We start from the raw sequence: 25,027 nt of genomic DNA on the forward strand, positions 1-25,027 counted from the left end.
TTTAAAATCTAAATTCTAAAAAAGAAAAATTTGGTTGTATGGGTTCGGAAACTTGGCAGTCAGAGGCACTAGCAGAACAATTGCTGGAACTAGCAGCAAAAGCCGGAGCAGAAGCAGCTGAGGTTTATCAGTCGCGATCGCTCTCAAGACCAGTATTTTTTGAGGCTAATCGTCTCAAACAGTTGGAAATAGCTCAATCTGAAGGTACAGCGCTGCGACTGTGGAAAAATGGTCGTCCCGGTTTAGCAGTGGCTTACGGTACAGTGGAACCAGCGGCTTTAGTGGAAAGAGCGATCGCACTTTCTCTGCTGAATCACCCAGAACCTATAGAACTAGTCAGCGGTTCCCAGCAAACCTACCCAGATGAAGGTAGCACAGTTGAGGTAGAACAGTTAGTCAAGTGGGGTAAAGAAGCGATCGCCTACATCCGCGACTCTTATCCAGAAGTGCTAGTAAGTAGCGAGTGGGAATGCGAAGTCGAAGGCACCCGCTTAATCAACTCCAAAGGACTGGACTGTTCCCATACAGATACTACCCTCAGTTGTTATTTAGCCGCTGAATGGATCAGAGGCGATGATTTTTTAAGCGTTTCTGACGGTCAAACTCAGCGTAACACGCTCACTCCCATAGCATTAGCCCAAGAAATTATCGAAAGGTTGGAATGGGCGCAAGAAAATGTTCCCCCACCGATCGGTAGAGTACCTGTATTATTTACCGCTAAAGCTGCTGATATGCTTTGGGGCACAGTTTCCGCTGCTCTAAATGGTAAACGAGTTTTGGAAGCTGCATCTCCTTGGAGCGATCGACTTTGCGAAGCTGTTACCCACCACAGTATCACCCTTTATCAACAACCAGATATCGGCCCTTTTAGCTGTCCCTTTGACGACGAAGGTACAATCACCCACCCCTTAACCTTCATCAAAGATGGCATCCTGCAACTGTTTTACACCGATCGAACCACAGGTCGCCATCTCGGTTCCGATACCACCGGAAACGGCTTTCGTCCAGGGTTAGGCAGCTATCCCACCCCCAGCTTATATAACCTCCTGATCAAACCTGGAACTGGGACAATGCTCGACTTAATCCAAATGATGGAAGATGGCTTAATCGTAGACCAAATGTTAGGCGGTAGCGCTGGCATTTCTGGCGAGTTTTCCATCAACGTCGAACTCGGTTATCGGGTAAAACGAGGCAAAGTAATCGGTCGCGTCAAAGATACAATGGTCGCAGGCAACGTCTACACCGCACTTAAACAAGTAGTCGCGTTAGGTGGCGATGCCGAGTGGAACGGTTACTGCTATACTCCTTCAATAATTGTCGAAGGATTATCTGTGACTGGTAAAGCAGATTAAGTTTTCCCCTGTGAATATAAGTTTGTTGTATCGACTTCAGTTTGTTGTATCGACTTCAGTCGTATAAGTTTGTTGTATCGACTTCAGTCGTATAAGTTTGTTGTATCGACTTCAGTCGTATAAGTTTGTTGTATCGACTTCAGTCGTATAAGTTTGTTGTATCGACTTCAGTCGTATAAGTTTGTTGTATCGACTTCAGTCGTATAAGTTTGTTGTATCGACTTCAGTCGTACTTTGCCAAAAAGAAGGACTAAAGTCCTCACAACGAACCTGCCAAAAAGAAGGACTAAAGTCCTGACAACGAACCTGCTTAAAACTTCTGAAATAGCTGAACTTATTTCTTAATGCGTCAACTACTACGACCAACAAGACGTTTAGCAATCATCGAAGCTTCCTTAATTGGATTAGTTGCTGCCTTGGCATCAGTCCTACTTAAAGTTAGCTCAGGATGGCTTGGGGGATGGCGAGTCAGCATCTCATATTACTTATCCCCCTGGATTGCTTTGCCTGCAATTGGTTTTTGTTTCGGATTTTTAGCTGGCTTTTTAGTAGAAAGATTCGCCCCAGAAGCCTCTGGTTCCGGGATTCCCCAAGTTAAAGCTGCCCTCGCCGGGTTCCCTATGTCATTATCATGGCGTGTAGCTTTTGTCAAGCTTTTGGGCAACATTCTCGCTCTAGGTTCTGGGATGACTGTAGGGCGACAGGGGCCAACAGTGCAAGTAGGTGCAGCTTTAGCCGCCCAAATGAGTAAATGGGTGCCCACATCTCCCGAACATAGAAAACAATTAATTGCTTGTGGTGCTGGTGCTGGGTTAGCTGCTGCTTTCAATGCCCCCTTAGCTGGGGTTTTGTTTGTCGTGGAAGAACTTTTGCAAGATGTCTCAGGTTTTACTTTGGGAACAGCAATTCTTGCTTCCTTTATTGGTGGGGTGGTGTCGCGACTTTTGGGGGGTGGAAGTTTAGAATTAACGACGGAATTAGTCAAAAGTAAAACTACTTTTTCTTTTCCAGAGATTCCAAGTTTCTTATTTTTAGGTATTTTAGCAGGGGTATTTTCTGCCCTATTTTGTCAAGGAATTTTCCTGGCTTTGAGGTTTTGGCGTTATAAATTAAAGTTAAGTTTACCTTGGCGCATTGGCATGGCGGGGTTACTTTCTGGATTAGCAATTGCCATGTTACCGCTTCACTTCCGCGACAATACAGGATTACGGGAATTTATTTTAACTGGTGGTGCTGATTGGTCGATCGCAACTCAAGCATTTTTAGCTCAGTTTATCTTAACTGTGATTGCCTTTAGTTCGGGAACGCCGGGAGGTTTGTTTGCACCCTCGTTAATTTTAGGTTCTACTTTAGGTTATTTGATCGGGTTAGGAACAGAGAATTTTTTCGGATTAGGTACACCAACAACTTATGCCTTTGCGGGAATGGGGGCGTTTTTTAGTGCGGTGTCTAAAGTACCAATCACGGCTATTGTGATTGTGTTTGAAATGACGACGGATTTTAATTTGGTGTTACCTTTGATGATTGCGGCTTGTACTTCTTTTTGGGTGGCAGAAGTGTTGATGCCCCGATCGCTGTACGATCGCATATTAGAATGGAATGGGATTGATTTAGATAAATATAAGGAAACACCAAAACAAGGACTTTTAGAACAACTATCCGCCGCAGATGTCATGCAAAGACGGGTAGAAACTCTCACTAGTAAAATGACTTTAGATGAAGTTTTGCAAGCTTTTTCTAAATCTCATCATCGCGGTTTTCCTGTTGTCGATCATGGTAAATTAGTGGGGATTATTGCCCAAAGTGATTTAGCAAAAATTGGTCAGAGGTTGCTAGATTTCAATACACCTTTAGATAAAATTATGACTCCTCAACCGATTTCTGTGGAGCCAAATACCTCGCTTGCAGATGTACTTTTTCTGCTAAATCGTTACGAATTAAGTCGTTTACCAGTAGTTGAAAGTCGCAGATTAGTAGGAATTATTACTAGGGCAGATATTATTCGAGCGGAAGCGGATCATTTAGTGGGAGTGCAAACAGGCCCACAACCAGAACCATCTTATATAGTTTACCAAACGCGATCGCCAAGTACAGGTAAAGGGCGTTTACTTGTGCCTTTAGCTAATCCCCAAACTGCACAATCATTATTACAAATAGCAGCGGCAATTGCTCGCGATCGAGATTATGAATTAGACTGTTTACAAGTTATTCTTGCCCCCCGCAGTACCGCTCCTTCAGAAGCAGAAGTTAAAACTACAAAAAGTCGTCGTTTATTGCGTCAAGCAGAAATGACAGCGAAAAAATGGGGGATTCCCATACATACACAAATTCGCGTTGCTCACGATCCAGCACAGGCAATTTTAGAAACAATTAAAACCGAACATATCGATTTAATTGTTATGGGTTGGAATCCGACTCCGCCCACCAGAGGTCGCATTTTTGGTCATGTAGTTGATACTGTAATTCGCCAAGCTTCTTGTGAAACGATAGTCGTAAAATTAGGTCATTCAACATCTGTTAATGGGTTTTTATCTTTTAGTAATAAATTAGAAGTAACTAAGGATCAAATAACATTTAATCGTTGGTTATTACCGACAGCAGGAGGACCAAATGCCCAAGAAGCAATTCAGCTTTTACCAGCTTTGTGTAAACTATCTGATGATTGTGAAGTGAGAATAACTCAGGTGTTTTCTAAATCTCAATCATTACCTGATACCAAGGGTTTAGAAAAAGCTGCCAAATTTCTGTCTAATCGCATTAATCATCCAGTAATTACTATACCTGTATGTGCTGCTTCTGTACCGGATGCTGTGATTGATATTGCTTGTAAAGATCAATGCGATGCAATTATTTTAGGGGCGAGTCGGGATGGGTTATTGCAACAGGTAATTAAGGGGAATATTCCAGAAGCGATCGCTCGTGGTTGTGATTGCACCGTAATTTTGGTGCGCGGTGTTTAATCAAGTAAAACTGCTTCCTTACCAATTGTAACCACTTAATTTTAAAAGTCATACCGAACTCATACTAAAGTCATACTGAAGTTAACCCTTACTATTACTGACTTTATCAGTGTTTTTGTAGCAAACTCTATATTAAGGTTGATTGGTTAACAAAAAACCTCAAATTCAAAATAAATTTTCCTAAATTCGGAGTTACAAAAATTATGCAACTTATACCCTACGTGAATGCACTAGAACCGATAATTGTGGAAGAAGTACAATTACAACTCCAGAATTTACCCTCTACAATGATTCCTTATCTCAATTCTTCACAAGCTGTAGCATTTGCGCTAAATCAGTTACCACCGTTATATTGCACCAGTGAGAAAGGATGGGAAGTGCAAAAGCAAAAGGCTAAAGAAAAATTAGCACCGCAAATTCAGTCAGCTGTTTTTCGCGGATTAACTGCGGTGCAATTAGATCCTTTAAGAACAGCCGATCTAAAGCTCGATTCAGTTAATTCTAAGGGAACTAAATTAGGTTCTATGTTACCTCAAATTATCGAAAAATTGCCGGAATTGAAATTAGAATTATTTAGTCAAATGTCCGATCAGTTTCGTAATCCTTTAACAGCTTCGATCATACTTCCTATCTGGCTCAAAATTCCGATGTCGCTGTAGCTGTTAATGAAGGTTTTTTCCGCAATGGATTGGAACATTTTATCAAACATGGTATGGCTGAGGGACGAAGTTTAATCAGCAGATGATGAGACAGATCCCTCAAGATCCCCGACTTCTCTAAGAAGTCGGGGATCTGTGGCGCAAATCCCTCAAGATCCCCGACTTCTTAGAGAAGTCGGGGATCTGTGGCGGGGTATCTCAATCATCCAGCAGCAATCTTTTAAACCCAACGCTATTAGGTAGGTTATGATCTGCCAAAAATTGCTGATAAACTGATTCCTCCTGAATTTGCATTTTAATATGTTCTATTTTGGGTAGTGTTCCTCGTCGTAATCCTGCATATTCCAAGTAACTGGAAAATTCCCATTCTTCAGGTTGTTGCACGAGTCCTGCTTTCACTGGATTAAGATGAATATAGCGTGATAAATTCACAAGATAATCAGTTTGTGATACTAAAATAGTTTGAAATCTTCCCTGAAATAACACCCCTGAACGATTAAAACGTTTATTAATTGCTTTTGTGTATGAAAGTGAGAGGGATTTCATTGCATCAGATAGGGTTTCATCTTTCAGATAAACCAAAAAATGATAATGATTGGGCATTAAACAGTAAGCAACAATATCTACTGCATTGGCGATCAAATGTTCTTTTAGCAAGCGGAGAAAATAAATATAGTTCTCACGCTCAAAGAAAATCTCTTGGTGATTGTTCCCCCGATTGTAGACATGGTAAAAGTTCCCTATTTGCAGGGGAATCCGTCTTTGCGGCATAGGATTTGAATAGTAGATGTTGCCTTTATTATTCCTTTATATCCGCTCAAGCACATCAGCAAATTCCCGTATATCCCCCGCAGATCCCCCGCAGATCCCCGACTTCTTCAAGAAGTCGGGGATCTGGTAGATCCCCCGCAGATCCCCGACTTCTTCAAGAAGTCGGGGATCTGTAATTACCCAAACTTAAGTTAAGCACAATCCCTTACTCTGCAATTTTTGTTCGATCCTTTGCATATCTTCAATAGTTTCTCCCGCAACAATTCCATAAATTTCGGTGTAAATTTTGCCGTATTTCACTTTTTCTAAAGCTGATAATATCAGAAAGTCTTTCCGTTCTAATTCGGATTTTAAAGTTGCACAAATAGAATCTAATGTGCCATTCATGCAGTAATCACTGGAATATTTTGCTACTTGCTTTCCTAAGTTTAATAATCTGTGACGTTGTAAACATAAAGGAGTTGAACCGTTAACGCGAAAATTAGCATCGATCGCGTGCAACTCTCCATTCTTATCTTCTAACACATCGCAACCAATTACTCCAAAATAACCTTGTTTGTGGGCGTAGTTCGCGATCGCAAAAATCATCTCAAAAAACTTAGTTATATCAGTTTCTTCATAGCGAATTAATCCCCCTAAATATTTACCATCTGGAGTAACTAACTGTCCTGTTACACCAATTAAAGAAACTTCTCCTACCTTGTTAACATAAAATTGCACGCAGTAATTTTCGATCTCATCTTTGACGAATTCTGAAACAATAATTGTATCCAATAAATTAATATCTAGATATTTTCTCAATTCCAGCAAAGAATACTCTAAATCACCGGAATTTTTAATGATATAAGTTCCTTCTCCTGAGAGTCCGTGAGATGTTTTAATTAAGTAGGGAAACTCCTGGGGTAACTCAATCTCATCAAGACTAATTTCCCGCAAATTGTAACTTTTATATTTGGGACAATTTACGCCTAATTCAGCTAAACTGACTTTACTTAGTAGACGATAATGAGTATCAGGATTGACAGCGTGTTTTTCAGGAGTTAATCCATCGAAGGGGAAGAGGGTGAGGATTTTATGGAAGCGATCGCTTTGATTCAAGTAATCTAAATAAACAGAACGTTGGATAATTTCGATATTTTCGTACTGAAAACCAAAATGTTCGCGCCAATAATCAACTAATATATTTCTTGGTTGTCTAACAGTAATTCCCGCCATCTTATCGCCTAGTACCGCTAGATTTTTCCAAGGTTCTTTTTGGGAAATTTTATCATAGGAAGTTTTACTAGATTCATCACTACCATCTTGAATGTAATATTTTTTTGTATTTGGGTAAGTAGCCCAACTAGCAGTAGCAGGGTAATGTAAAATAAAGGCATAATCACCATCGGTAATGTCTGCGGCAAACAGGTCAGAAAAAGAATTTCCCTGAAAGTACTGAAAATCGTATTTTTGAGTCATAAAAAATACCTAAATTTCTCAGAAGATTGAAAAGCGACACCATAATGATAATTAGCCGAATAGACATTTTTCTCTAGCTTTTAGTAGATTTTTTCGGCTGAAGGAGAGATATGAGGTTTTCCGTGATATTAATAGCGAAGCTTTGTCTGTTTCCCCCCTTTGTAAGGGGGGTTAGTTCGGATCTAAGCGACAATCTATGTAACTAACAACTTGAGTTATTCGCCATAATTTCCGCCAGTAATTTTGCCTCGGAAGACAACATACTGATAGATGTTATAAAACAACATCACCGGAATTAAAGCTCCGATAAAAATGATCATTACTACCAGAGAACTGGGGTCAGCAGATGCTTCGTAAATGGTAATTTCTGTCGGAATGATGTAGGGAAAAACTACCAAAACCAAGCCGATAAAAGTCAATAAGAATAGGAGAATTGTCCAAACAATAGGCGATCGTTCTTCCTTGCGACCTAAACTTCTCAGCAATAATCCTATTAACAAAACTCCTAAAATGGGAATTAAGGAAAAGATGTAAATTTGTGGTTTATGGAACAAACGTTCTCTGGCGTAATCGTAAAATATGGGAGTTGCGATCGTAATTAAAATTGCCCCTATCAAAGTTGTAATTGCCGCAATTGTAGCAGTTTTATAGTGAGTTGTTTGCAACTCTCCAGTGGTTTTCCAAATGAGATAAGTTGAACCGATCAAAACATAACCTTGGATCAAAGTCAAAGCGACTAATATTGATTGCCAAGTTAACCAATCCCAAGTTCCACCAATAAAATGACCCGCTGCATCTACTTTAATTCCAGCTAACACCCCACCAAGGGAAAAACCTTGACCAAGTGCAGCTAAAAAACTGCCAGCACCAAAGGCATAATTCCAAACTAATTTGCGAGTTGCTTGTTCGCGAAATTCAAACGCCACCGCCCGAAAAATAAAGCCAAAAACCATCAGCAAAATGGGAATATAAAGGGCGTTGAGAATCGTTCCATAAGCGAGGGGAAACGCACCAAAAAGACCACCACCCATGAGTACTAACCAAGTTTCGTTAGCATCCCAAATGTTGCTTAAACTGGTCATTAAAATGCCACGTCGTTCTTCGGAAGAAGCGGTAACAGATAGGATTCCTACTCCTAAATCAAATCCATCTAGCATGACGTAAAGGAAGAGGAATAATGCTAAAATTCCAAACCAAACTTGTGGGAGAAAATAAGTGAGTGTTTCCATTTTTTACAGTGAATCTTCCGATCATGTAGAGAGTTTATAACCCGTTTTGATTTGTGAAAAATATTTTTTTGGAACCGCAGAAACACAGAGGACACAGAGAGAATAAGAGGAGGATTGCTATATTTCATCTGTGTTTATCTGTGTTTATCTGTGGGTTAAAAAAATCTATTGTTGTGCTTCTACAGGACGTTCGTCGGGAACAAATTGTCCGGGTGTTGTTTCGATCGCAGGTCGAGTAACTTCTACTCCGGGAATTGGCAAATCTAATCTTGGGCCTCGGCGGATAATGCGACTACCAAAATACAAAACTGCGACGAACAAAATGCTGTAAACTACAGCAAAACCAGTCAAAGAAGTTAATACATTACTAGGAGGAAGATGGGAAGCAGAATCAACTGTGCGAATTTGTCCGTAAAGTGTCCAAGGTTGTCTACCCACACAACGCACAATCCAACCAGATTCTACTGCAATATATCCCAAAGGTGCAGATAAAATCCAAGCACCCATTAACCATTTTTGTTGAGCAATCTTTTCTGGTGAAAGTTTACCCAACACCCAATACAAAGTGGTAATTAACATTAATCCAGCTAGGAAAAATCCAATTCCCACCATTGCGCGGAAGGCATAATAAATTAAACCAATCAAATGAGGACGATCGTCCGGTTGCCATTCCTTCAAACCTTTAACAGGTGCGGAGAGATTTTGTTTCAATTCCAAAATGTAACCCAAGGCATTGGGAATCGCAATTTCCCAATCATTTTTTTCGGCTTTTTCATTAGGAATTGCCAAAAAACTCCAATCAGCAGGTTGTCCAGCAGGTACAGTTTCCCACTGTGCTTCCATTGCGGCTAATTTGGAAGGTTGATAGTGGAGAACTTGTTCGCCGCTTAAGTGTCCGAAGTAGATTTGTAGGGGTGCAACGGCGATCGCAGAGAATAAAGCAATCTTAAAAGCTATGCTAAAAAAAGCAGGTTGACGATTATTGAAAATGTACCAAGCACTAATTCCCCCAATTACAAACAGCGAAGTTTCCAATGTTCCCAAAAACATATGAGAAACACTTACTGCTGCAAAAGGATTTAAAATTGCCTGAAAGTAATCATTGACAATAAATTTGCCATTGACTAATTCTCCACCTGAAGGTGTTTGCATCCAAGAACTAGCAGTCAAAATCCAAACGGTAGAAAGGTTGGCACCAACTGCAACCAAAATTGTCGATAAAAAATGAATGACAGGATTGACTCTTTCCCAACCAAACACCATTATTCCTAAAAAAGCCGCTTCTAGCATAAACGCCCAAGAAGCCTCAAAACCAATTACACTGCCGAAAAAATTACCCACAGCTTCGGAAAAAGGTGCCCAGTTCGTACCAAACTGAAATTCCATCGGAATTCCTGTGGCTACACCAATGCCAAAATTGAGAATGTAGAGCTTTGACCAAAAACGGGCATGGTAGTAGTAGTCAGGGTTGCGAGTTTTTAGCCACAGTCCCTCGACAACGACCAAGTATATCACCATGCCTGTAGACAGCACAGGCCAGAGCATGTGGAAAATTGCCGTCAGCGCAAACTGGGCGCGTGATAATGCAACGGTATTCGAGAAAAATTCCATCAGTAGCTCCTTCTTCAGTCGCTAACTTTGAGGGTTGTTACTCCAATCAGGGTAGTTAACTTCTGATGGCGATCGTTACATTTCTTAATAAATTCTTAAGGTAGAAGATCCCCGACTTCTTCAAGAAGTCGGGGATCTGGGCAACCTAACGTAGAAGATCCCCGACTTCTTCAAGAAGTCGGGGATCTGGGCAACCCTAACGTAGAAGATCCCCGACTTCTTCAAGAAGTCGGGGATCTGGGCAACCCTAACGTAGAAGATCCCCGACTTCTTCAAGAAGTCGGGGATCTGGGGGGGATCTGGGCAACCCTAACCCATCTGTAAACGAATAAACTCAACTATCTTGGACAGTCCTTCTTGGGTTTTTAAATTGGTGAAGATAAAAGGTTTGTCGCCGCGCATTTTTTTGGCATCGCGTTCCATTACTCCCAAGTCTGCGCCTACCATTGGGGCGAGGTCAATTTTGTTAATTACCATTAAGTCAGATTTAGTAATTCCGGGGCCACCTTTGCGGGGAATTTTATCACCTGCGGCGACATCAATAACGTAAATTGTTAAGTCTACTAATTCGGGACTAAAGGTGGAGGCTAAGTTGTCTCCGCCACTTTCGACAAAGATTAAATCTAGGTTAGTAAATTTTTGTTCCAGTTGTTCGATCGCCACCAGATTAATCGAAGCATCTTCGCGGATAGCCGTGTGTGGACAACCGCCTGTTTCTACGCCTAAAATGCGATCGCGCTCTAAAGCTTGAGAACGGACTAAAAACTGAGCATCTTCCTGAGTATAAATATCATTTGTTACTACAGCAATGCTGTAATTTTCTCGCAAATTTTTACACAAAGCATCAACCAAAGCAGTTTTTCCTGACCCCACCGGGCCAGCAATTCCCACACGAAATACACTCATATTTATTTACTCAACTAAGCTTTTAGGCATTTAATTCACATATTTGGGAAATTTCGGAAACACACTCAAACCTTCTCCCTGCGCCCTGCCCACCCTGCCCCCTTGCTTTCTTGCTGCCTCAACGATCGCTTAAATAACTAACAGCTTACTGTTGGGGAGTGAAAGTAACTTGTGCTACTTTACCTGGTTCTCCGAGAGCTTTTGCTTCTTGGTTGTTCACAGAAACTAACACGCCACCCGCATTACCGGAACGAATGACAATTCTTTCTTTAGCAGTCCAAGATTGTTGTGTTCCCTTAGAGATAATTCCCTCAAATTCCACTTTGCCATCAACAGTTACTCGCATCCATGAATCATCTTGAAATTGGGCGCTTACTTGAATAGGTGTGTTGGGCGCAGTGTTTTCTGGTGTTGCGGCAACTGGTTGCGCTGGAGTGGGAGATGGTGTAGAAATGGTAGGCGAATCGGGATTACTTTTGGGCGTGACTGGTGCTAAAGTGTTTTCTACTTGCTTTTGTTTGACAGTTGATGATGGTTTATTTTGGACAACAGATGGCGATGTTTGCGGACGATTTAGTAAGTATAAAATTCCCGCCACTGCTATTAGTGTTCCTGACAAAATGTAAGGTAAGTAGGGAATAGAAGGGATGGAAAATTCTTTGGGTAAGGAGGGTAGGGAAAATTTTTCTGTTTGGGAAGCCGAATCTTCCTTGGCGCGTTCAGCATCATTATTTTCATTATATTTTTTCCCGCCGATTACTTCCGCATCTAATAATTGATCGCTCAAGTCTATTGGTGGTAATTCTATGGGAAAAGTCATGGCTAAAGCGTTACCATCTAAGTCCAGAAAATCTGCATATCGCCGGATAAACCCTTGGATATAAACTGGTTCAGGTAAACTCTCCTCTTTTCCTTCTTCTAGCGCCTTTAAGAGACTGGCGCGAATGTATGTATTAGCAGCCACTTCGTCTAAAGAAATTGACTGCTCTTTTCTTAATCTGCGGAGGTAGCTTCCTATTTCTCTGAGTTTTTCTCCTTGCTCAGTAGTTAAAATGTTCACTTTGTTACCCTAAGATATGAACTATAGTTGAGATCTTCAATAAAAGATACCATATCATCTGACTTGGCAAAGCGGTTATAAATTCATGTTGTCAAAATTTGTGTTCCCTCTTCCTCCGACATTAAATGAAATTATTGGCACTGCCAGAAGCAATGTTTATGCCAGTGCCAAAGAAAAGCGGGCTTGGACAAATAGAATTGCTGTAGAATGTTTTGGTCGCAAGCAGTTCCCCGATCGCGTTTGGGTTGAGTTTATCTGGAAAATTAAAAATTTTCGTCGCGATCCTGATAATATTTCTGCGGCGGCTAAATTTGTTATGGATGGGTTAGTGGAAGGCGGGATTATTCAAGATGATAGTTTAAAATTTATTATGTCTCCGGTGTTACATTGGTATGAAAAAGGTGAGGATTTAGTGCAAATTCATATTGCTGACCATCCAATTTGGAATGGTCGGATAATTGATATGGAAAATCCGCGATTTCAGGAAACTAAGCAGCAAGTTATTGCAGTTGCTCCAGCAGTATTGTTACCTGCAAAAAGTTCGGAAATTGCGGAAAAAGAAGAGGTATCTATTACGCCAATTGTTGGGGAAAGAATTCCCGAAATGCAGACGGTAACAGCAGTTGTTGAAGTGTTAGAAGAAGAGGTTTCTTACTGGGGAGAGTTGTTAGAATTAGCCGATTTGATTAATCGGGAATATGAGCGATCGCTCACTACACCAGCCGCAGCCATGTTACACGCCAGAAATGCTGGAGAATGGTTGTTGCGAGCCCAGAGTTTACTACCTGAGTCAGAATGGTTAGCTTGGCTAAAAACAAACTGTCAGGTTTCGGAACAGTCGGCTAAAACTTATATGGCGATCGCCAAAAGTTGGCTCAGTGTCCAGAAGTCTTATAATTGAAGAACAGGGGAGCAGAAGAGCAGGGGAGAGAATTAAAGGAATATTTTATTATTGACAAATTAGGCAAGTTAAATATAAATGAAAGTTGGGTTTTTATTAGCACTAGAGTTCGCTATTTAATTCAAGTTGCTAGTTACTTGGATTGTTGGTTAGATCCCCCCACTACCCCCCTTACAAAGGGGGGAACTGGATTCAAAGTCCCCCTTGATAAGGGGGATAATGGGGGATCGAACTTACGCTATTTAACAAGTGAGTTGAAGCATTGAGAAATTAGTTTGCCAAATTACTGAGATAAAAAAAACCACACATATTGGTATTTCCATCAGGTTGGTTAATACAAAGTTATGTGTGTAAGCCTTGACAAATAGCAATTATTACTGAGTTTCTTGGATGTAACAAAATGATATGATTCGGATGAATATCTGAACTAAGAGTGAATAAATCATGGCTCAAGTGCCCGTCTCTCCAGTGGTGCTAATAATTCTAGATGGCTGGGGATTTCGTGAAGAAACTGACGGCAACGCCATTGCTGTGGCAAAAACACCCGTGATGGATAGCCTGTGGGCAGCTTATCCCCACACCCTAATTAGTGCTTCTGGGAAAGCAGTGGGATTACCAGAAGGTCAAATGGGTAATTCGGAAGTGGGGCATCTGAACATTGGGGCTGGGCGGGTAGTACCGCAAGAATTAGTTCGCATTTCTGATGCGGTAGAAGATGGTTCTTTACTGAGAAACCCAGCTTTGGTAAAAGTTTGTCAGGAAGTACAAAGTAGCGGAGGTAAGCTGCATTTAATGGGCTTGTGCTCCGATGGTGGTGTACATTCTCATATCAGCCATTTATTAGGACTGCTAGACCTTGCCAAAGTGCAAGGTATGTCTGAAGTTTGTGTTCATGCGATTACAGATGGTCGGGATACTAACCCGAAAGATGGTGTAGAGGTAATTCAACAAATTCAAAACCATATCGATCGCATTGGTTTAGGACGCATTGTAACCATTTGCGGTCGTTACTACGCAATGGATCGGGATAAGCGTTGGGATCGAGTGCAAAAAGCCTACGATATTATGACCCAAGATGGGGAAGTCGATGGGCGAAGTGCTCCAGAAGTAATGCTCAATTCCTACGCCGCTGACCTAACTGATGAATTCGTCCTCCCAACTCGGATTGCTCCAGGAGCGGTAGAATCTGGAGATGGTATCATCTTCTTTAACTTCCGTCCTGACAGAGCCAGAGAAATTACCAGCGCTTTTGTTAGTCCAGACTTTGATGGTTTTCCCAGGGAACAAATTAAGCCCCTGAGTTATGCTACTTTTACCCAGTACGACCCAGAATTCCCGGTTTTGGTGGCGTTTGAACCGCAAAATTTGACCAATTTGTTGGGGGAAGTAATTGCAAATCGTGGTTTAAAGCAGTTTCGCACGGCGGAAACGGAAAAATATGCCCACGTTACTTACTTCTTTAATGGTGGTTTAGAAGAACCATTAGCGGGTGAAGACCGGGAGTTGATCCAGAGTCCAATGGTAGCGACTTACGATCGCGCCCCCGCAATGTCCGCACAAGCAGTTACGGAAGTGGCGATCGGCGCAGTGGAAAAAGGCATCTATTCTATGATCGTAATCAACTATGCTAACCCAGACATGGTAGGACATACCGGAAAAATGGAAGCAGCCATTACAGCTGTAGAAACGGTAGATAAATGTTTGGGAAAACTGCTGGAGGGCATTAGCAAAGCTGGTGGTACGGCGATTATTATTGCCGATCATGGTAATGCTGAATTGATGTATGACGAAAACGGCAATCCTTGGACTGCTCACACAACTAACGTAGTTCCCTTTATCCTGGTAGAAGGCGAAGGGTTGAAAATTCCCGGACATGGAACAGAAGTTCCCCTGCGCGAAGATGGTCGGTTATCAGATATTGCACCGACAATTCTGGAAATTTTGAAGATCCCGCAACCCCCGGAAATGACAGGTCGATCGATGATCCTTGCGGCAGGGTATCAAACAAAAGCCAATCGCACCCCTGTCCGACTTTCCCTATAATTGGGTAATGGGCGATTTTCAATGAGAGATTTTGAATTGGCGATTCAATTTGCGATCGACAATTTCAAAGTCTAAAATTTGAGATTCGCTGCTCACTAATCACCCATTACCCATCATCAATCACCAATGACTGTTATTACTGTTTTAGAGGGAATTTGGGCTTTTTCCGCCCTAGCTTTGATTGTATTAGTGTTGCTGCATAGTCCCAAAGGAGATGGAATTGGGGCTATTGGTGGACAAGCGCAATTGTTTAGCAGCACCAAGAGTGCAGAAACCACTCTTAACCGTGTAACTTGGGCACTGACGATCGTTTTTATGGGTTTAACCATTGTTTTAAGTGCCAACTGGTTAGCCCCTCGTTAAAAAGGCGAATAGGATGCGTAAACTCTGGGCTATAGGTTTAGCAGTTTTTACCTGCATCCTCGTCTTTACCTTTGCAGTTTGGGGGGAAGAGAAATTACCCCCTTTGCAACCACATCCTTTACCGCCCACTTTGGCGCAATGGCAAGATAGCAGCAACAGCGGTGATTATTTTACGGAAATTAAGCCAACGCCAGCAGGTTATTTAGTTTGGTCGCAATTTCCAATTAAAGTATTTGTGGAACCGGAAAAAAATTCTCAGGAAGAGTCTTTCAATGCCGAAAAAGCGAAAAAATGGGTAAATGCGGCATGGGAAGCTATTAAAGAATGGAATGTTTATTTACCTTTAGAAGTTGTTGAAGATTCTAAGATTGCGGATATTTTAATTTGGCGTTCTGCGCCTGCTTGGAAACCGACTTTCGATCGCAATACAGGTAGATTTCAGTTACCTCGCGCCCGTACTGCTGAGACTCGTTATGAATTTTACCGTCGTCAATCTGCCAAAGGTGAAACAGTTTTATCTCAAAAATTTACCATTCAAGTAAATCCCAATAAAGTAAGTGATTACATTTTACCAACTATGCGCCATGAACTCGGTCATGCGTTAGGTATTTGGGGTCACAGTCCTGTAGAAACCGATGCGTTATATTTTTCTCAAGTTCGCGATTCGCCACCAATATCTCAGAGAGATATTAATACTTTGAAGCGGATTTATCAACAACCGACTCATTTAGGATGGAAATTATGATAATTGAGATTAAAATTAGGTACGTTGTTGCGCTTGGGCGCTCTTATCGAGAGCGCCCAAGCGCAACAACGTACTATTTCTATCTTAAATGTCACAAGAGGACTCCCGTTACAGCGTAGGGGTAATTCATGAATTACCCCTACGACGGTGAGATGAATTGTGACCAACGTTCCTCAGACCTCGCTGTGCGAATCCTTATAATTCAGCCTGATTCTCAACATAACGCTTTAGGTGTTCAACGGTAACGCCACCACAACTAGCAACAAAATAAGCGCCAGTCCAGAAGTGAGGTTTACCGTAAAAATGTTTTTCAGAAAGTTCGGGAAACTCTTTGCGGATTAGCCGACTACTAACAGTTTTTAAATTGCCAATCAAAGTTGATAAAGGCTTATCTGGCTTGTAATCAATTAGCAGATGAATATGATCTGCTTCTCCATTAAATTCCACTAACTGAGCATCCCACTTATCTAAAGTGTCGGTAAATATTTCCTTGAGTCTAGATAGGAGCACCTTATCAATAGCCTTCTTGCGGTATTTTACGACCAGAATGATGTGAGCATTAAGCCTGTAAACAGACCTAAATCCATGATGGTACATGATTGACATCTAATAGCGTTAACCATTAAAATATTAACATTGAGCGTATGTAAATGAATGCTAACTGCGTTGAAGGTAAGAATATATCCGAATAAAGAACAGCAAGTAGCCTTAGCAAAAAACTTTGGCTGTTGCCGCTTTGTTCGTAATTATTACCTCAACAAATCCAATGCTCAATACCAAGAGACTGGGAAGGGAATGAGTTATTGCGATATGGCAAAGGACTTGACCCAACTCAAAAAGCAACCCGAACTTTCTTGGTTAAAGGAAGCAACGGCTACTACCCTGCAACAATCGTTAATGGATTTGGGAACTGCGTTTACCAACTTCTTTGAAGTCAGGGCGAAATTCCCTAACTTTAAAAGTAAGCATGACAAGCAATCCCTGAGATATCCTGAGAGTTGCTCGATTCAAAAGAAAGGTATCAAGCTTCCTAAAATAGGCGTTGTCAAAGCAGTAATCACCAGAAAGATTGATGGCAAGATTAAGTCTGTGACTATCAGTAAGACAAGCACAGACAAATACTACGCATCAATCTTATTTGAGGTTGCTGATGAGCCAAAAGAGAAAGAGGGTAAGATATCTGGAATTGACTTAGGACTAAATAGCTTGGTGACAGTGTTTGACGGAGAAACAACCTATAAGGTTGACCCAGTTAAAACCACCAAGAAATACGCTAAACGCCTAAGACGCAGACAGCAATCCTTGTCTCGGAAAAAGAAAGGTTCCAGTAATCGCAGAAAGCAGATTAAAAGAGTAGCTAAAGTTCATGAAAAGATAGCGAATACTAGACTTGATTTCCTTCATAAACTCTCTCGTAAATTAGTTGACGAAAACCAAGTCATTGTGGTGGAAGACCTTTGCGTTAAAGGGATAGCACGTACCAAAATGGCGAAATCAGTGTTAGACGCTGGTTTTGGAATGTTGGTAAACTTCCTAGACTACAAGTTGAATAGAGTTGGGGGGAAGCTTGTAGAAGTTGATAGATTCTTTCCCAGCACAAAGCTTTGTAATTGCTGCAAACACAAGAATAACTCACTCACTTTAAAAGACAGAGAATGGACTTGTCCGAAATGCGGAACAATTCATGACCGTGATAAGAATGCAGCGAAGAACATCAGGGAAGAAGGAATAAGAATACTGTCAACAAATACTGCGGGACACGCAGAATTTCAAGCTTGTGGAGAGGGTGTAAGACTCGAAGCGTAAAAGTAGAAATGCTAGTACTAGAAAGCGACGCTCAATGAAACAAGAATCTCCCCTTACAGCGTCAGCTTAAGGGGAGAGTGTCAACTAATTAAATAAGACCACTGCGAAAATCTTAGTTACAGTGGAGGGAAAGCCAAAATAGATTGACTGAGTAATATGAGTAACTTTCCTTTATTTGCAGTGCGGAAGTTTGTCTTTATTCAAAATTTGAATATCTGGCAACCCAAGACATTTTAAGGAGTAATATTAAAGAAGTTAAGCATGAACTATTAACGAGAATTGCCCAATTTAATTGAGCGTATGAGTCTTGGGGTTTTCCAATGAATGCCAAAATTTTACCTTACCTAGCAGCAGTTTCTACAGCAATATTGATATTAAGCGGAGTCTGGTTTTTGGCGAAAACTGAACAGAAGCAATACCGTCAAAACCAGCGTATTGAGGTATTAAATAAACTCGATGCTGTGAGGGCAAAATTAGAAAATGCTTTGAATACTCAATTAGCAACAAAAAGTGGTTTAGCTGCTTATATATCAGTTAATCCTAATGTTACTGCGATCGAATTTAATCAGATTGCTAGGGTAATTTTAGAACAAGAAGATGTTTATTCTATTGGTGCAATCAAAGGTAGTGTAATTGCTTTTGGTTATCCACCGGAAGTAAATAAATCTTTAGTGGGGACTGATTTAAAGAAAATTCCCGATCGCTGGCAAACAATGCAGCGAGTAATTGATACTAAAAAAACTATGGTGACTGGCCCTGTTAAATTAATAGAAGGAGGTATAGGGTTAATTAGTTATACTCCAGTTTTTGTAACTCCAGCAAAAGGTAAACCTGCTAGTGGTACGTTTTGGGGATTTGTGGGAATTGTAATTAACCCGGAAGATTTGTATAAAAAAGCAGGTATTTTAGACAATAAAACTACTTTAAAATATGCCTTGCGGGGGAAAGATGGATTGGGGGAAAAAGGGCAAGTATTTTTTGGGGATGAGCAAATTTTTCAGCAAAATCCGGTGATAGTAAGAGTTAGTTTGCCTAATGGATATTGGCAATTGGCGGCAATTCCGAAACAGGGATGGGAGGCGATCGCACCAAACAACATTTTAATTAGTATAATTGGCGGAGTTTTGGGGTTAGTTAGTGGGATTCAGGTGTTTATTTTAATGCGCGATCCGAGTAAGTTAAGGGAAGCGATCGCCAAAACTAAAGAAACAAATGCGATGCTGCAATCAGAAATTGACGATCGCAAAAGAATTGAAGCGGAACTGCGACTTTCGGAAGAGAAATTTTCTAAAGCTTTTTTAGCTTGTCCTGATGTAATTGTGATTACTAATCCTAGCAATGGATTAATGATTGAAGTCAATGATGCTTTCCCCAAGATTATTGGTTATACCAGACAAGAAGCCCTTGGTAAAACCACATTAGAATTAAATATTTGGGTAAATTCTGAAGTACGTTTTCAGTTAATTAAAAAAGTCCAAAATGGAGAGTCAGTCCGAGATCAAGAAGTATTATTTAGAAGGAAATCCGGGGAAATATTTACGGCATTGATTTCCATTGAATTAATTGATATTGGGGATTGGCAGCGATCGATTTTTGTGATTCGGGATATTAGCGAACAGCAAGCTGCGCTACGCGAACGCAAACGTGCCGAAGCCGCAATAAAAGAATCAGAAAGAAAATACCACAGCATTTTTGATAATGCCACAGAAGGCATTTTCCAAACCACAATAGACGGGGTTTTTATTAGTGCTAACCCAGCTTTAGCGCAAATTTATGGTTATGATTCTCCCGATTCCTTAATGGAAAACCTTAATGCTAAACAGCTTTATGTTGATTTGAAAAGCCGGGAAAGATTTATTGAAAATCTAGAAAAGCAGGGAGTATTATTAGAGTTTGAAGCGCAAATTTATCGGCAAGATGGCAGCATTATTTGGATTTCCGAAAATGCGCGTGCTGTCAGAGACAAAAAAGGCAATTTACTTTACTACGAAGGAACGGTTAAAGATATTACTCGCCGCAAAGAAACAGAAGAAGCATTGCGAAAATCAGAAATGCAACTTCAGCAAGCAAAAGAAGCCGCAGAAGCCGCAAATCGAGCCAAAAGCCAGTTTCTTGCTAACATGAGTCACGAATTGAGAACGCCATTAAATGCGATTTTGGGTTTTACACAATTGATGGCAAAAAATCCCGCTTTTGCTTCTGGTGCTAAAGAATTAGACATCATTATTCGCAGTGGTGAGCATTTATTATCTTTGATTAATGATGTTTTAGATATGTCGAAAATTGAAGCCGGAAAAATTATCCTTAATAAAAATTGGTTTGATTTATATGATTTACTTGATACTTTAGAAGAGATGTTGCAATTGAAAGCTAAAGCTAAAGGTTTGCGGTTGATATGCGATCGAGATCCTGAAGTTCCTCAATATATAAAAACCGATGAAAATAAATTACGTCAGGTTTTGATTAATTTGCTAGGGAATGCGATTAAATTTACCCAAGAAGGGGGAATTAATTTACGAATAAGTAATAGAAAAGGAGATGGTTGCACCTGTTTAATAACTTTTGAAATCGAAGATACTGGTGCGGGAATTTCTGAAAATGAACTAGAAAAATTATTCGATCCATTTATCCAAACAGAAATGGGGAGAAAATTCCAACAAGGTACAGGTTTAGGACTAGCTATTAGCCGCAAGTTTGTCCAATTAATGGGAGGAGATATTGTTGTCAAAAGTAAACTAGATGAAGGTAGTAACTTTAAATTTGATATTCGAGTAGAGGTTGGTAATGCTACGGATATCCCCAATGATAAACTCCTGAAAAGAGTAATCAATTTAGCACCAAACCAACCCAATTATCGCATTTTAATAGTTGATGAAATTGAAGATAATCGGTTACTTTTAAATCAGCTATTAACGCCTTTGGGATTTGAAATTAAAGAAGCTGAAAATGGTTTAGAAGCTGTTACCCAATGGGAAAAATGGCAACCCCATTTAATTTGGATGGATATGCGAATGCCTGTAATGGATGGCTACGAAGCCACTAAAAGGATTAAAAGCCAACCAAAAGGACAAAATACCATTATTATTGCCGTTACTGCTAGCGCCTTAGAAGAAGATCGTTCTTTAGTTTTAGCAGCAGGATGCGATGATTTTGTTAGGAAACCTTTTCGAGAAGCAACTATTTGGGAAGCAATGGCAAAACATTTAGGATTGCGTTATATCTATGAAGAAGAAAAGGTAACGAATCCCGAAACTAACAGTAATCAAATCTCAAATACCCAATTTGTTTTAACTTCCGAAGCTTTAAAAGTCATGCCATTAGAATGGATTTCCCAATTACATCAAGCATCTGTTAGTGGTGATGATGCTTTTGCTGATGAATTGATTAAACAAATCCCGCAAGAGCATCATAATTTAGCAAATGCTTTATCAAATTTAATTGATAAATATCGCCTAGATACGATTAGTGATATTGCTAAGGCAGCCCTTAGTTAAGCGAAAAAATTATCAATAATTTTAATGAATTGTATCTAAAAAGAAATTTTTCTGATTTTCTGCTTTATGCTGAAAATTAGTACTTCTGAGGAGTGCTCTATGCAGAAAAAATATTTGGGATTTAGTCTTGTATTCACCCTTTTGGTAGCACCTACAACTTGGGCAACACCACTAGATTCTCTAGAAACAGATTCATTACAATTAGATGAATTATCCGATACTAATACTAAAGGAATAGATCAAGTAACATCGGTCTCTCAATTGCGCGATGTGCAACCAACAGATTGGGCATTTCAAGCATTACAATCTTTGGTAGAACGTTACGGTTGTATTGAAGGATACCCAGACAGAACTTATCGTGGCAATCGGGCAATGACACGCTATGAATTTGCTGCCGGATTGAACAGTTGTTTAGATAGAATCCAAGAATTAATTGCTAGCTTACCCCAAGGCGTGAGTAGAGAAGATCTCGATCGCATCCGCAGATTACAAGAAGAATTTGCTGTAGAATTAGCTACTTTGCGCGGTAGAGTTGATGCTTTAGAAGCGCGTACTACTAACATAGAAGCGAATCAATTTTCTACTACTACCAAACTGAATGCTGAAGTAATTACAGCAATTCAAGATACATTTGGTGATGCTGTTGGTAGTAATTCCGATCGATCTCAAACTATTTTCGCTTATCGGATTCGGTTGAACTTACAAACTAGCTTTACAGGCAAAGATTTACTGAGAACTCGTTTAGAAGTAGGTAACTTTCGCCCTAGTTCTGAAGTCACGAACACAAACATGACTAGCTTGAACTTTGATAGCGCGACTGACAACAGAGTGTTCATTCCCCACCTGTTATATCGGGTTCCCCTAAGTTCATTAGTGACACTTATAGTAGGGCCAGTTGGAGTAGGTTACACTGATATTACTGATACAATTACTCCTCCGGGAATTGCTGATGATGCTCGCGGAATCCCTTCTAAATTTGGTGAATATAGTCCATTTTTCCGGCAAGGAGGCGGTGGTATTGCTACCAATATTAACTTTAGCAAAAATGTCATTCTTACCTTGGGTTATTTAGCAGGAGATCCGGCTAATCCTGTGAATGGGAATGGTTTGTTTAATGGCAAATATAATGCTATGGCTCAATTAGCTTTATATGGTAATTCGGGTGCGATCGGGATCTCATATTCCCGCACTTATGCACCAGGAAGATTAGTAGATCTCACCGGAAGTACAGGTAGTTTTTTAGCGGTTCGTCCTTTTGGAGATGCCATTGCTACATCCAGCGATACTTTTGGAATTCAAGCTTATTATCGTTTTACTCCTAACTTTCAAATTCACGGTTGGGGAGGTTATATAAATGCTCAAGCAGAAAGTTCTGGTTTGAGTAATATAACTAATGGTAGGGCGGGAGAATTTACCACTTTCGTCACCAAAGGTAGCGATGCTGATATTTGGTTTGGTGCTGTGGGAATGTCTTTTCCAGATGTGGGTAAAAAAGGTAACTTACCCGGTATTTTAGTTGGTTTACCACCACGAGTAACTAACAGCGATGTTCGGAAAGAGCGCGATACTTCCTATCACGTAGAAGCTTTCTTCCGCTTCCAGGTGAATAACTACATAACTGTTACTCCTGGGTTCTGGGTAATTTTTAATCCAGAAAACGACAGTAGAAATGATACCCAATATGTTGGCGTAATTCGCACCAGCTATAATTTTTAAGGATAAACTAGTTAGTGGTTAGTTGTATTTTTTTACCTACAGCTAACCATTAACTAATTTTCAAAACAGTAGTAACTTTTACCGATGAATACTCCTCAATCTTTCTCTGCGGATCTTTTATTAGTTGATGATACTCCTGATAACTTGCGTCTGTTATCTGTGATGTTAACTGAAAATGGATATAAGACGAGGAAAGTGATTAATGGGGAAAGAGCTTTACAAGCGGTAGAGGTAGTAACACCGGATCTGATTTTGCTTGATATTAATATGCCAGATATGAATGGCTATGAAGTTTGTCGCCGCTTAAAAAAATCAGATAAAACTCGCGACATTCCGGTAATTTTTATTAGTGCCTTGGATGATGTTTTCGATAAAGTAAAGGCTTTTCAAGCTGGCGGCGTTGATTATATTACAAAACCTTTTCAGGTAGAAGAGGTTTTAGCCAGAGTTAATACCCATTTGAATATTAGAAAATTGCAAAAACAATTACAACAACAAAATTCCCAACTGCAAGAAGAAATTCTCCATCGTTTGTCAGCACAAGAAGCAAATGCTCAATTAAAAGCTTTGGAAACTCAATTGCGGCAACAATTAAATGTGTTTCTCCATGCGGTTTCTCACGATTTAAGAAATCCGGTAATTGGCACTAAAATGGTATTAAATAATTTGACTAATCAAGTTGGGGAAACAATTCAACTTCCGCGCAAAGTCTTAGAAAGAATGCAAGAAAGTAATGAGCGGCAATTAGGGTTAATTAACTCTTTAATTGAAACTCATGCGGCAGAAGTTTGGGGATTGAAATTAAATTATCAAACTTTAGAATTAAAGTCATTGGTAGAATCAGCATTAATAGATTTGCAGCCAATGTTAGATAAAGAACAGGTGGTATTGCGTTTACTTATTTCCCCCAACTTACCTTTAATTAAAGCCGACTCTCTCCACTTAGTTCGGGTTTATCAGAACTTAATTGGTAACGCATTAAAACACAACCCACCAGGATTTTGTTTAACTTTAGATGCTCAAGTGGAAAATGGCTGGTTACGTTGTACCGTCGCTGACAACGGGGTAGGTATTAGCAAAGAACAATGTGAAAATATCTTCGACCTTTACTTTCAAGGAAGTCAAAAACGCAAGTCAGTTGGTTTAGGTTTAGGACTGTATCTTTGCCAGCACATTATTCAAGCACATGGCGGTGCTATTGGAGTCGAAAGTGAATTGGGAGCAGGCACAACCTTTTGGTTTACTTTACCTATTGATTAAACTTTATAAAAATGAAAAATAGAAGAATTAGAGGTTGATGAGGAAGTATTGGGAACAGTAACTTGGAGAGGAAAGAAGCTCACCAAAAAATACACAGTCACCAAAATTTCTCAGCTTGATGATCGCCTGTGGTTCAGATCAATTCCTGGGTATCTAAGACATTAGGAAAAGTTGCCGGAATTATCACTTTTCGTACTATATTCCAACGACTTTGATATTAAGAGACAAGTATTGCACAGCTTACGAGGAGAATAAGGTTTGTAAAGTTTAGTAATTTTTTCTACACTAATCATTTCTGCATCAGCATTCTGACCGGGACTTTCCCTGTCAGTTTGTTAATGTTCGATCAATTTCTGACATAGATTTGCTAGAGTTAATTGTGAATCAAAAATTGAGTGTTTCTACTCATAATTTTCCAGTAAAGGATAGATAACCCTATGATTACTACCATTCGCTATGACATAGACGTGATCCAAGAAGAAGCAAGAGAACTAGTCAGAAAGGGGATAGTCAGCCGTAGTCAGCCAATTTATACGCTATGTCAATTCATTCCGGCGCGAGAGTGGGTATATGTGGAAAGAGAGTTGGAATTCAATGGGTATTTGCTGCGCGATCGCATCATTGATTTACTAGGTCGAGAAGATTGGTCAGAAGATTAGTAACAGCCAAAAAAGTAACGCTATAAAAGTAAAA

18 protein-coding genes and 1 pseudogene are annotated in these 25,027 nt (G+C 40.2%); 12 read left to right on the forward strand and 7 right to left on the reverse strand.

The genetic code is table 11. The features are described from left to right. Nucleotides 1–38 precede the first annotated feature (38 nt). The 3 genes from ACE1CI_RS03285 (at nt 39) to ACE1CI_RS03295 (ending at nt 4,971) form a co-directional block, all read left to right on the forward strand. Nucleotides 39–1,352: a TldD/PmbA family protein gene (locus ACE1CI_RS03285; RefSeq protein WP_413268041.1), complete on the forward strand. Its 1,314-nt coding sequence runs from the start codon at nt 39–41 to the stop codon at nt 1,350–1,352. A 344-nt stretch (nt 1,353–1,696) separates the two neighbouring features. Beyond that, nucleotides 1,697–4,312, forward strand: a complete 2,616-nt coding sequence (locus tag ACE1CI_RS03290) for a chloride channel protein (RefSeq protein WP_413268042.1) — start codon at nt 1,697–1,699, stop codon at nt 4,310–4,312. Between the two features lie 203 nt (nt 4,313–4,515). Then, the gene (locus ACE1CI_RS03295; RefSeq protein ID WP_413268043.1) at nt 4,516–4,971 is read left to right on the forward strand and encodes a late competence development ComFB family protein; all 456 of its coding nucleotides are present in this window, start codon (nt 4,516–4,518) and stop codon (nt 4,969–4,971) included. Between the two features lie 198 nt (nt 4,972–5,169). On the opposite strand, the gene ACE1CI_RS03300 is transcribed toward ACE1CI_RS03295, so the two are convergent. The 6 genes from ACE1CI_RS03300 to ACE1CI_RS03325 form a co-directional block, all read right to left on the reverse strand. Beyond that, on the reverse strand, nt 5,170–5,742 hold the full coding sequence (locus ACE1CI_RS03300) for a transposase (protein WP_413268044.1): 573 nt from the start codon (nt 5,740–5,742) through the stop codon (nt 5,170–5,172). 186 nt (nt 5,743–5,928) lie between these two features. After that, nucleotides 5,929–7,200: an ATP-grasp domain-containing protein gene (locus tag ACE1CI_RS03305; RefSeq protein WP_413268045.1), complete on the reverse strand. Its 1,272-nt coding sequence runs from the start codon at nt 7,198–7,200 to the stop codon at nt 5,929–5,931. Between the two features lie 215 nt (nt 7,201–7,415). Next, nucleotides 7,416–8,429, reverse strand: a complete 1,014-nt coding sequence (locus ACE1CI_RS03310) for a cytochrome d ubiquinol oxidase subunit II (RefSeq protein ID WP_496615215.1) — start codon at nt 8,427–8,429, stop codon at nt 7,416–7,418. A gap of 165 nt (nt 8,430–8,594) precedes the next feature. Then, on the reverse strand, nt 8,595–10,040 hold the full coding sequence (locus ACE1CI_RS03315; protein ID WP_413268047.1) for a cytochrome ubiquinol oxidase subunit I: 1,446 nt from the start codon (nt 10,038–10,040) through the stop codon (nt 8,595–8,597). A gap of 309 nt (nt 10,041–10,349) precedes the next feature. Further along, nucleotides 10,350–10,946 carry an urease accessory protein UreG gene (ureG, locus tag ACE1CI_RS03320; protein ID WP_413268048.1) on the reverse strand — a complete coding sequence of 199 codons (597 nt, stop codon included), beginning with the start codon at nt 10,944–10,946 and terminating at the stop codon, nt 10,350–10,352. A 145-nt stretch (nt 10,947–11,091) separates the two neighbouring features. Continuing rightward, nucleotides 11,092–12,006, reverse strand: a complete 915-nt coding sequence (locus ACE1CI_RS03325) for a helix-turn-helix domain-containing protein (RefSeq protein WP_413268049.1) — start codon at nt 12,004–12,006, stop codon at nt 11,092–11,094. Between the two features lie 85 nt (nt 12,007–12,091). On the opposite strand from ACE1CI_RS03325, the gene ACE1CI_RS03330 reads away from it, so the two are divergent. The 4 genes from ACE1CI_RS03330 (at nt 12,092) to ACE1CI_RS03345 (ending at nt 16,058) form a co-directional block, all read left to right on the forward strand. Continuing rightward, complete coding sequence (locus tag ACE1CI_RS03330; protein ID WP_413268050.1) at nt 12,092–12,907, forward strand: RusA family crossover junction endodeoxyribonuclease; 816 nt, start codon at nt 12,092–12,094, stop codon at nt 12,905–12,907. 444 nt (nt 12,908–13,351) lie between these two features. Then, entirely contained in the window at nt 13,352–14,950 is a 1,599-nt protein-coding gene (gene gpmI, locus ACE1CI_RS03335; protein ID WP_413268051.1) for a 2,3-bisphosphoglycerate-independent phosphoglycerate mutase, read from the forward strand. Between the two features lie 126 nt (nt 14,951–15,076). Continuing rightward, nucleotides 15,077–15,313, forward strand: coding sequence for a preprotein translocase subunit SecG (gene secG / locus ACE1CI_RS03340; RefSeq protein ID WP_413268052.1), 237 nt, complete (start codon nt 15,077–15,079; stop codon nt 15,311–15,313). Nucleotides 15,314–15,326: 13 nt separating this feature from the next. Beyond that, on the forward strand, nt 15,327–16,058 hold the full coding sequence (locus tag ACE1CI_RS03345) for a peptidase (protein WP_413268053.1): 732 nt from the start codon (nt 15,327–15,329) through the stop codon (nt 16,056–16,058). A gap of 195 nt (nt 16,059–16,253) precedes the next feature. On the opposite strand, the gene tnpA is transcribed toward ACE1CI_RS03345, so the two are convergent. After that, nucleotides 16,254–16,664 (reverse strand): IS200/IS605 family transposase, encoded by a 411-nt coding sequence (tnpA, locus tag ACE1CI_RS03350; RefSeq protein ID WP_459564002.1) that lies wholly within the window; start codon nt 16,662–16,664, stop codon nt 16,254–16,256. 48 nt (nt 16,665–16,712) lie between these two features. Here tnpA and ACE1CI_RS03355 point away from each other — a divergent pair. The 5 genes and pseudogenes from ACE1CI_RS03355 to ACE1CI_RS03375 all read left to right on the forward strand — a co-directional run bounded on the left by ACE1CI_RS03355 (nt 16,713) and on the right by ACE1CI_RS03375 (nt 24,993). After that, nucleotides 16,713–17,934 (forward strand): annotated as a pseudogene (locus ACE1CI_RS03355) (RNA-guided endonuclease InsQ/TnpB family protein). A 250-nt stretch (nt 17,935–18,184) separates the two neighbouring features. Beyond that, a complete protein-coding gene (locus ACE1CI_RS03360; protein ID WP_413262329.1) occupies nt 18,185–21,358 on the forward strand; it encodes a PAS domain S-box protein in 3,174 nt (1,057 codons plus the stop codon). A 99-nt stretch (nt 21,359–21,457) separates the two neighbouring features. Next, nucleotides 21,458–23,074: an iron uptake porin gene (locus ACE1CI_RS03365; protein ID WP_413262328.1), complete on the forward strand. Its 1,617-nt coding sequence runs from the start codon at nt 21,458–21,460 to the stop codon at nt 23,072–23,074. A gap of 84 nt (nt 23,075–23,158) precedes the next feature. Beyond that, nucleotides 23,159–24,334 (forward strand): hybrid sensor histidine kinase/response regulator, encoded by a 1,176-nt coding sequence (locus tag ACE1CI_RS03370; protein WP_413262327.1) that lies wholly within the window; start codon nt 23,159–23,161, stop codon nt 24,332–24,334. A gap of 437 nt (nt 24,335–24,771) precedes the next feature. Continuing rightward, the gene (locus ACE1CI_RS03375; RefSeq protein ID WP_413262326.1) at nt 24,772–24,993 is read left to right on the forward strand and encodes a DUF4327 family protein; all 222 of its coding nucleotides are present in this window, start codon (nt 24,772–24,774) and stop codon (nt 24,991–24,993) included. Nucleotides 24,994–25,027: the final 34 nt, after the last annotated feature.

It is taken from the genome of Floridaenema flaviceps BLCC-F50 (assembly GCF_041929275.2).
Lineage (GTDB): Bacteria > Cyanobacteriota > Cyanobacteriia > Cyanobacteriales > Aerosakkonemataceae > Floridanema > Floridanema flaviceps.

Excerpts from the sequence above, each read along its gene's own strand:
- ACE1CI_RS03285 (WP_413268041.1), top strand. The coding sequence starts at position 39 with ATGGGTTCGGAAACTTGGCAGTCAGAGGCACTAGCAGAACAATTGCTG.
- ACE1CI_RS03290 (WP_413268042.1), top strand. The coding sequence starts at position 1,697 with ATGCGTCAACTACTACGACCAACAAGACGTTTAGCAATCATCGAAGCT.
- ACE1CI_RS03295 (WP_413268043.1), top strand. The coding sequence starts at position 4,516 with ATGCAACTTATACCCTACGTGAATGCACTAGAACCGATAATTGTGGAA.
- ACE1CI_RS03300 (WP_413268044.1), bottom strand. The coding sequence starts at position 5,742 with ATGCCGCAAAGACGGATTCCCCTGCAAATAGGGAACTTTTACCATGTC.
- ACE1CI_RS03305 (WP_413268045.1), bottom strand. The coding sequence starts at position 7,200 with ATGACTCAAAAATACGATTTTCAGTACTTTCAGGGAAATTCTTTTTCT.
- ACE1CI_RS03310 (WP_496615215.1), bottom strand. The coding sequence starts at position 8,429 with ATGGAAACACTCACTTATTTTCTCCCACAAGTTTGGTTTGGAATTTTA.
- ACE1CI_RS03315 (WP_413268047.1), bottom strand. The coding sequence starts at position 10,040 with ATGGAATTTTTCTCGAATACCGTTGCATTATCACGCGCCCAGTTTGCG.
- ureG (WP_413268048.1), bottom strand. The coding sequence starts at position 10,946 with ATGAGTGTATTTCGTGTGGGAATTGCTGGCCCGGTGGGGTCAGGAAAA.
- ACE1CI_RS03330 (WP_413268050.1), top strand. The coding sequence starts at position 12,092 with ATGTTGTCAAAATTTGTGTTCCCTCTTCCTCCGACATTAAATGAAATT.
- gpmI (WP_413268051.1), top strand. The coding sequence starts at position 13,352 with ATGGCTCAAGTGCCCGTCTCTCCAGTGGTGCTAATAATTCTAGATGGC.
- secG (WP_413268052.1), top strand. The coding sequence starts at position 15,077 with ATGACTGTTATTACTGTTTTAGAGGGAATTTGGGCTTTTTCCGCCCTA.
- ACE1CI_RS03345 (WP_413268053.1), top strand. The coding sequence starts at position 15,327 with ATGCGTAAACTCTGGGCTATAGGTTTAGCAGTTTTTACCTGCATCCTC.
- tnpA (WP_459564002.1), bottom strand. The coding sequence starts at position 16,664 with ATGTCAATCATGTACCATCATGGATTTAGGTCTGTTTACAGGCTTAAT.
- ACE1CI_RS03360 (WP_413262329.1), top strand. The coding sequence starts at position 18,185 with ATGAATGCCAAAATTTTACCTTACCTAGCAGCAGTTTCTACAGCAATA.
- ACE1CI_RS03365 (WP_413262328.1), top strand. The coding sequence starts at position 21,458 with ATGCAGAAAAAATATTTGGGATTTAGTCTTGTATTCACCCTTTTGGTA.
- ACE1CI_RS03370 (WP_413262327.1), top strand. The coding sequence starts at position 23,159 with ATGAATACTCCTCAATCTTTCTCTGCGGATCTTTTATTAGTTGATGAT.
- ACE1CI_RS03375 (WP_413262326.1), top strand. The coding sequence starts at position 24,772 with ATGATTACTACCATTCGCTATGACATAGACGTGATCCAAGAAGAAGCA.